This is a genomic window from Pseudomonas sp. TSO6 (assembly GCF_056098905.1).
In genome coordinates this window covers 1-7131 of sequence record NZ_JBLZWV010000001.1, presented here as the reverse complement: position 1 = coordinate 7131, position 7131 = coordinate 1, and the positions used below count along the sequence as shown (strand labels likewise).

The following is a 7131-nucleotide window of genomic DNA, read 5'->3' as shown; positions in this document are numbered from 1 at the left end:
CCAGCTCCCACACCGACCGCACCGGCTTCAAGCCATGTGCAGTACCTGTGGGAGCTGGCTTGCCGGCGATCGAGGGCGAAGCCCTCGCCAGCGGTATCAGCCCGGGCGCACAACCTCGCCGGTTGCCAGGTTGCGAATCACACTCGGGTTCTTCCGCCCCCCCAGCGCCCCGCCAAGCACCAGGTCCAACTGCCCATGGAAGTACTGCTCAACCCGCAACCGGGTCTTCGCTGCCGGGCGCCCGCCGGGGTTGCACGAGGTGGAAATCAGCGGCCCCACCAGTGCGCACAGTTCACGCACCACCGGGTGGTCACTGACGCGCAGCGCCACCGTGTCATGCTGACCGGTCACCCACTCGGGCAGCAGGTCCTGGTGCGGCACCAGCCAGGTATTCGGCCCCGGCCAGGTGCTGCCCATGCGGTCGATCCAGTCTTCGGGGAAGTCCTCGAACAGGAAGTCGAACTGGCGGATGTTGTCAGCGATCAGGATCAGCCCTTTATCCACAGGCCGCGACTTCAGCGCCAGCAGGCGATACACCGCGTCCTCGTTCCATGGGTCGCAGCCCAGGCCCCAGACCGCTTCCGTCGGGTAGGCGATTACTGCGCCCGCCCGGATCTCACGTGCGGCTTGTTGCACACGAAAACTGCTCACCATTGCTGTTTCTCCGCCTGAATACCTTGCTTGTGCGCAGTGTACTTAGCCCGCGCGGGCAAACCAACGCCCGGCTTCATTGCTTACCCGGCCTTCCAGCTCCAGCTCGGTCAGCTGCGCCAACACTTCGGCCAGCGGCAGCTCGCTGCAGTGTGCGAGGCTTTCGCTGGTTTGAGGCGCTGCATGCAGCAGGGCAAGCAGGGGATGGTCGAACCTGTCCACAACTGCAGGCGGCAGGTTCTGCCAACCCTTCAGGCTTTCCAGGATCTGCTCCACCGTTTCCACCAGCAGCGCCCCGTCACGGATCAGCTGGTGACAGCCCTTGGCCCCCGGGTGGTGAATGGAACCCGGAATGGCGTACACCTCGCGGCCTTGCTCGGCCGCCAGGCGCGCAGTGATGAGCGAGCCACTGGCCAAGCTGGCCTCGACCACCAGCACGCCCAGCGACAAGCCGCTGATGATGCGGTTGCGCCGTGGGAAGTTGCCGGGCAGTGGCCCGGCGTCCAGCGGATACTCGGAAACCAGCGCACTGCCGTTGTCGATCATCGCCTGCGCAAGCTCTTGATGGCGCTGTGGATAAAGTTTTTGCAGCCCCGTACCGAGCACGGCAATCGTGCACCCACCGGCCTGCAACGCGGCCCGATGAGCGGCACCGTCGACACCCACCGCAAGCCCGCTGGTAATGGTGAAACCAGCCTGCGCAAGGTAGCGGGAAAATGCCCGGGCGGTGTCGAGCGCGGGGGGTGTGGCACGTCTGCTGCCCACAATCGCCAGCTGAGGGCGGTCGAGCAAGGCCCGGTCGCCGGCAACGAAAAGCAGCGGCGGGGCATCGTCGATTTCTGCCAGCAACGCTGGGTAGCCAGGGCCGTCCCACATCAGCAAATGCTGGCCGGGGCGCTCTAACCAGGCCATTGCGGCGAGCGCGCCCTCGCGTACCTCGGCACTGCGCCGGGCATCGATGGTGGCTTGGGGGATGCCCAACGCTCGCCAGGCCGAACCGGGAGCGCTAAGCGCACTAGAGGCGCTGCCGAACGCATCCAGCAAGGTGCGAAAACGTCGCAATCCTGTCTCGGGCAAGCGATGCAGGCGTAATCGCGCCTCCAGTTCGGCAGGCGGGCAGAGCGACGAATGGTAACTGGGCATGGGGATCGTCCTTGATCGAAACAGGGCCATCTACGTGGCACAACCTGTGGATAACTCTGTGAGTAACACTTTGAAAACCTGTCCATTGGCTGGGGGCTATCAAGCCCATAGACACCCTAGACGAGCTTGCCAGGTGCCGAAATCCCCGTTTCCCTTTATTATGTGTGCTCAGTTTTCAACCGAACGCACAGTGACTGCCTGACCTTATGGCCATCTTGAACATTCTCGAATTCCCGGACCCGCGCCTGCGCACTATCGCCAAACCGGTGACGGAGTTCGACGACGCCCTGCGTCAGCTGATCGACGACATGTTTGAAACCATGTACGAAGCCCCTGGTATCGGACTGGCCGCCACCCAGGTCAACGTGCACCTGCAGGTCGTGGTCATGGACCTCAGCGAAGACCGCAGCGAGCCGCGCGTCTTCATCAACCCTACGGTCGAAGAACTGACCCACGACATGGGCCAGTACCAGGAAGGCTGCCTGTCGGTGCCCGGCTTCTACGAGAACGTCGACCGCCCGCTGCGTGTACGGGTCAAGGCCCAGGACCGCGACGGCAAGCCGTACGAGCTGGAATGCGAAGGCCTGCTGGCGGTGTGCGTGCAGCACGAATTCGATCACCTCAACGGCAAGCTGTTCGTTGACTACCTGTCGCAGCTCAAGCGCGACCGGATCAAGAAGAAGCTGGAAAAGCAGCACCGCCAGCAAGCCTGATCCCCACCTTCCTGAAGGCTTGCTCCGGCAAGCCTTTTTCTATTTTGAAGCGAGAACTCCATGCGCATCGTCTTTGCAGGCACTCCAGAGTTTGCCGCCGAACACCTCAAGGCCCTGCTCGACAGCCCTTACGAGATCGTGGCCGTCTACACCCAGCCCGACCGCCCGGCCGGCCGTGGCCAGAAGCTGATGCCAAGTGCGGTCAAGGCACTGGCCGTCGCCCATGACATCCCGGTGTTCCAGCCGCAGACCCTGCGCAACGCCGATGCACAGGCCGAACTGGCCGCGCTGAAGCCAGACCTGATGGTGGTGGTCGCCTACGGCCTGATCCTGCCGCAGGCAGTGCTGGATATCCCGCGCCTGGGCTGCATTAACAGCCACGCCTCCCTGCTGCCACGCTGGCGCGGTGCGGCGCCGATCCAGCGCGCCGTGGAAGCCGGCGACGCCGAGAGCGGGGTAACCGTGATGCGCATGGAAGCTGGCCTGGACACCGGCCCGATGCTGCTCAAGGTAGTCACCCCCATCAGCGCCGATGACACCGGCGGCACCTTGCACGACCGCCTGGCCGAAATGGGCCCGCCCGCCGTGGTACAGGCCATCGCCGGCCTGGCCGACGGGTCGCTGCACGGTGAAGTGCAGGACGATGCCCTGGCCACCTACGCACACAAGCTGAACAAGGACGAGGCGCGCATCGACTGGAGCCGCCCGGCCGTTGAGCTGGAGCGCCTGATCCGCGCCTTCAACCCGTGGCCGGTGTGCCACAGCACCCTCGATGGTGAAAGCGTGAAGGTGCTGGGCGCCAACTTGTCCACAGGCCGGGGCGCCCCGGGCGAAATCCTGTCCGCCAGCAAGGACGGCCTCGTCGTTGCCTGCGGTGATCAGGCGCTGAGCCTGACCCGCCTGCAATTGCCCGGCGGCAAGGCGCTTAACTTCAGCGACCTGTTCAACAGCCGCCGCGAGAAGTTCGCCGTCGGCAAGGTGCTGGGCCAATGAACCCACGTCTCGCCGCCGCCCGTGCCCTTGCCGCTGTGCTCAGTGGCAAGGCCTCGCTGAACAGCTCGCTGCCGGCACAACTGGACAAGGTTGATGAACGCGACCGTGGCCTGACCCAGGACCTGGCGTTCGGCACCGCACGCTGGCAGCCGCGCCTCGACCTGCTGGCCGCGCAACTGCTGCAAAAGCCTTTCAAGGCCGCCGACGCCGATGTGCAGGCGCTGCTGCTGGTCGGCCTGTACCAGTTGTTCTACACCCGCATTCCGGCCCACGCCGCCATCGGCGAAACCGTGGGCTGTGCCGACAAGCTGAAAAAGCCGTGGGCCAAGGGCCTGCTCAATGCCGTGCTGCGCCGCGCCCAGCGCGAAGGTGAAGAACTGCTCGCCGGCATGGAGCGCGACCCAGTGGTACGCACTGCCCACCCGCGCTGGCTGCAGAAGGCGCTGAAAGCCTTCTGGCCGGAGCAGTGGGAAGCCATTTGCGCCGCCAACAACGCCCACCCGCCGATGATCCTGCGGGTCAACCGCCGTCACCACAGCCGCGATGCCTACCTGGCACTACTGGCCGAAGCGGGCATTGCCGCCAGCGCCTGCCAGTACAGCCGTGACGGCATCGTGCTGGCCGAGGCCTGCGACGTGCGCGGCCTGCCAGGCTTTGCCGAGGGCTGGGTGAGCGTACAGGACGAAGCCGCGCAGCTGTCCGCCGACCTGCTCGAACTGGCCCCTGGCCAGCGCGTGCTGGACGCCTGTTGCGCCCCGGGTGGCAAAACCTGCCACCTTCTGGAGGCCGAAGCCGGCCTGGCGCAGATGGTGGCCATCGACCTCGAAGCCAAGCGCCTGACCCGCGTGCGCGAGAACCTCGACCGCCTGCAACTGGACGCCGAGCTGATCGCCTGCGATGCCCGCGACACAGCCAGCTGGTGGGACGGCAAGCCGTTCCAGCGCATCCTGCTCGACGCGCCGTGTTCGGCCACCGGCGTGATCCGCCGCCACCCGGACATCAAGCTGACCCGCCAGGCCGACGACATCCCGGCACTGGCAGCGCTGCAGGGCGAGCTGCTTGACGCCCTGTGGCCGACCCTGGAAGTAGGCGGCATGCTGCTGTACGCCACCTGCTCCAGCCTGCCGACCGAGAACACCGAAGTGGTAGGCGCCTTCCTTGCCCGCACCCCAGGCGCCCGTGAGCTGGACCTGGCCACCGAGGCCGGCCTGCGCCAGCCCCACGGCCGCCAGTTGCTGGCCCAGGAAGGCGGCCACGACGGCTTCTACTATGCCAAGCTGATCAAGATCGCCGCCTCTCGCGGATAAGTACAAACGGTAGGGAGTAGCGGATGAAGATCATCATCCTCGGCGCAGGCCAGGTAGGCGGTACGCTGGCAGAGCATTTGGCCAGCGAAGCGAACGACATCACCGTGGTCGACACCGATGGCGAGCGCTTGCGCGACCTCGGTGACCGCCTGGACATCCGCACCGTGCAGGGCCGTGGCTCGCTGCCGACGGTGCTGCGTCAGGCCGGTGCCGATGACGCCGACATGCTGGTGGCAGTGACCAACAGCGACGAAACCAACATGGTCGCCTGCCAGGTGGCCTATTCGCTGTTCCACACCCCGACCAAGATCGCCCGGGTGCGCGAGTCGGCTTACCTCACCCGGGAAGAGCTGTTTCACAACGACCATATCCCGGTGGATGTGCTGATCAGCCCAGAGCAAGTCGTGACCAACTACATCAAGCGCCTGATCGAGCACCCAGGCTCGCTGCAGGTGATCGACTTCGCCGAAGGCAAGGCCCAGCTGGTAGCGGTGAAGGCCTACTACGGCGGCCCGCTGGTCGGCCAGCAACTGCGCCAGATCCGTGCGCACATGCCCAACGTCGACACCCGCGTGGCGGCCATCTTCCGCCGCGACCGGCCGATCACCCCGCGTGGCGACACCGTGATCGAGGCTGACGACGAAGTGTTCTTCATCGCCGCCAAGAAGGACATCCGCGCCGTGATGGGCGAGCTGCGCCGCATCGACGAGACCAACAAGCGCATCGTCATCGCCGGCGGCGGGCAGATCGGCGAGCGCCTGGCCGAAGCCATCGAGAGCCGCTACCAGGTGAAGATCATCGAGATGAACCCGGCCCGCTGCCGACACCTCTCCGATACCCTGGAAAGCACTGTGGTACTGCAGGGCAGCGCCTCGGACAAGGACCTGATGCTCGAAGAGAACATCGCCGACGCCGACATTTTCCTGGCCCTGACCAACGATGACGAAGCCAACATCATGTCGTCGCTGCTGGCCAAGCGCCTGGGCGCAGGCAAGGTAATGACCATCATCAACAACCCGGCCTATGTCGACCTGGTGCAGGGCGGTGATATCGACATCGCCATCAGCCCGCAACTGGCCACCATCGGCACCCTGCTTGCGCACGTGCGCCGGGGCGACATTGTCAGCGTGCACTCGCTGCGCCGTGGTGCGGCCGAGGCCATCGAGGCGGTGGCGCACGGGGATTCGAAGTCGAGCAAGGTTGTGGGCAAGGCCATCGAAGACATCGCCCTGCCACCGGGTACCACCATCGGCGCCATCATCCGCGACGAAGAAGTGATGATCGCCCACGACGCCACCGTGATCGAATCGGGGGACCATGTGATCCTGTTCGTTGTGGATAAAAAACAAATCCGGGATGTGGAGAAACTGTTCCACGTCGGCTTGAGTTTCTTCTAGGAGAAGAAGGCATGCGCGAATCGCTGGAGAAGATGCTGGCCAAGGGTGTGGATAACCCATTGCTGCGGTTCGGGCTGGGGAAAGCTTGGCTGGATGAAGGCAACGGCGCTGAAGCGGCGGTGCACCTGGCACGGTGTGTGGAGCAGGATCCCAAGTATTCCGCGGCGTGGAAGCTGCTGGGCAAGGCGCATCAGTTGCAGGGTGACCTGGCGGCGGCGCGCAAGGCCTGGGAAGACGGGATCCTGGCGGCGCAGGCCCATGGGGACAAGCAGGCCGAGAAAGAGATGACAGTGTTCCTGAAGAAACTCAACAAGGTCTGAAATTGCCGGGGCTGCTTTGCAGCCCATCGCCGGCAAGCCAGCTCCCACAGGGGCCGAGCAAACCCATGGGCTTTGTACAAGCCAGAGCTTGTCTAAGCCGAAAGCATGAGCTCGGGCCGGCACGGTCAAGGTGGGAGCCCATCGCCGGCAAGCCAGCTCCCACAGGGGCCGAGCAAACCCATGGGCCTTTTACAAGCCAGAGATTGTCTAAGGCGGAAGCATGAGCTCGGGCCGGCACGGTCAAGGTGGGAGCCCATCGCCGGCAAGCCAGCTCCCACAGGGGCCGAGCAAACCCATGGGCTTTGTACAAGCCAGAGCTTGTCTAAGCCGAAAGCATGAGCTCGGGCCGGCACGGTCAAGGTGGGAGCCCATCGCCGGCAAGCCAGCTCCCACAGGGGCCGAGCAAGCCCATGGGCCTTTTACAAGCCAGAGATTGTCTAAGGCGGAAGCATGAGCTCGGGCCGGCACGGTCAAGGTGGGAGCCCATCGCCGGCAAGCCAGCTCCGACAGGTGCCGAGCAAGCCCATGGGCCTTTTACAAGCCAGAGCTTGTCTAAGCCGAAAGCATGAGCTCGGGCCGGCACGGTCAAGGTGGGAGCCCATCGCCG

The 7131-nt window shown here is 64.9% G+C and carries 7 protein-coding genes; 5 read left to right on the top strand and 2 right to left on the bottom strand.

Translation table 11 applies throughout. From position 1 onward, the window contains the following. Window positions 1-96: 96 nt before the first annotated feature. Both tsaC and dprA read right to left on the bottom strand, forming a co-directional pair. Window positions 97-654: an L-threonylcarbamoyladenylate synthase type 1 TsaC gene (gene tsaC / locus ACN6NG_RS00035; RefSeq protein WP_011953122.1), complete on the bottom strand. Its 558-nt coding sequence runs from the start codon at window positions 652-654 to the stop codon at window positions 97-99. A gap of 42 nt (window positions 655-696) precedes the next feature. After that, a complete protein-coding gene (gene dprA, locus ACN6NG_RS00030; RefSeq protein ID WP_353457490.1) occupies window positions 697-1794 on the bottom strand; it encodes a DNA-processing protein DprA in 1098 nt (365 codons plus the stop codon). Between the two features lie 206 nt (window positions 1795-2000). Between dprA and def the strand changes: the two genes are divergently transcribed. From def to ACN6NG_RS00005, 5 genes are read left to right on the top strand one after another with little or no spacing between them, the layout of a single operon-like run. Then, window positions 2001-2507 carry a peptide deformylase gene (gene def, locus ACN6NG_RS00025; RefSeq protein WP_016497369.1) on the top strand — a complete coding sequence of 169 codons (507 nt, stop codon included), beginning with the start codon at window positions 2001-2003 and terminating at the stop codon, window positions 2505-2507. A 60-nt stretch (window positions 2508-2567) separates the two neighbouring features. After that, the gene (gene fmt / locus ACN6NG_RS00020) at window positions 2568-3500 is read left to right on the top strand and encodes a methionyl-tRNA formyltransferase (protein ID WP_063422584.1); all 933 of its coding nucleotides are present in this window, start codon (window positions 2568-2570) and stop codon (window positions 3498-3500) included. After that, window positions 3497-4807: a 16S rRNA (cytosine(967)-C(5))-methyltransferase RsmB gene (gene rsmB / locus ACN6NG_RS00015; protein ID WP_063422583.1), complete on the top strand. Its 1311-nt coding sequence runs from the start codon at window positions 3497-3499 to the stop codon at window positions 4805-4807. The genes fmt and rsmB overlap by 4 nt, the downstream gene beginning before the upstream one ends. 23 nt (window positions 4808-4830) lie before the next feature. Beyond that, a complete protein-coding gene (gene trkA, locus ACN6NG_RS00010) occupies window positions 4831-6204 on the top strand; it encodes a Trk system potassium transporter TrkA (RefSeq protein ID WP_063422582.1) in 1374 nt (457 codons plus the stop codon). 11 nt (window positions 6205-6215) lie between these two features. Beyond that, on the top strand, window positions 6216-6524 hold the full coding sequence (locus ACN6NG_RS00005) for a tetratricopeptide repeat protein (protein WP_474312690.1): 309 nt from the start codon (window positions 6216-6218) through the stop codon (window positions 6522-6524). Window positions 6525-7131: the final 607 nt, after the last annotated feature.